General features: G+C 66.3%; 1 protein-coding gene. It reads left to right on the top strand.

Features of this window, described 5'->3' with window-relative positions; genetic code table 11:
* Positions 1-117: 117 nt before the first annotated feature.
* The coding region (locus K789_RS0100715) for an SRPBCC family protein (RefSeq protein ID WP_024365073.1) at positions 118-514 on the top strand (397 nt) is incomplete at its 3' end.

The raw sequence follows: 514 nt of genomic DNA, 5'->3' as shown, positions 1-514 counted from the left end.
GGCGGCCCTGCCATACTGCGACGCTTTCGTCAGCGGGCACAGCTACTCGGCTTTGGCAGAGGTGGCAGCCGCAATCCGCGGCGACGGCCAGTCATCACTCAAGGGAAGAGGGAACTAATGCAGATCGACAGCACTTTCTCGGTCGTCGCACCGATCGACACCGTCTGGGACACCATCATGGACTTTGAACGGGTGGCCGGCTGCGTCCCGGGCGCCAGGATCCTGAACAAGCTTTCCGACGACGCCTACCAAGTGGGCATGACGGTGAAGCTGGGCCCGGTCAACATGCAGTACAAGGGGCTGCTCAACGTCATCGAGCGCAACGCCGCCGAACACCGGGCCGTGCTCGGCGGCAAAGCCCAGGAGACCCGCGGCCAGGGCACCGCCGACGCCACGGTCACTCTGCTCCTGACGGAAGAGGCCGGCGGCACAACCCGGGGCACCGTCAACGCCGAGCTGTCCCTTTCCGGCAAGGCCGCCGCGATGGGCAAGGGCGTGATCGGCAGCGTCACCG

Origin of the sequence: Arthrobacter sp. TB 26, from assembly GCF_000427315.1 — a bacterium.
GTDB lineage: Bacteria > Actinomycetota > Actinomycetes > Actinomycetales > Micrococcaceae > Arthrobacter.
This window is presented reverse-complemented; position numbering and strand designations above follow the sequence as displayed.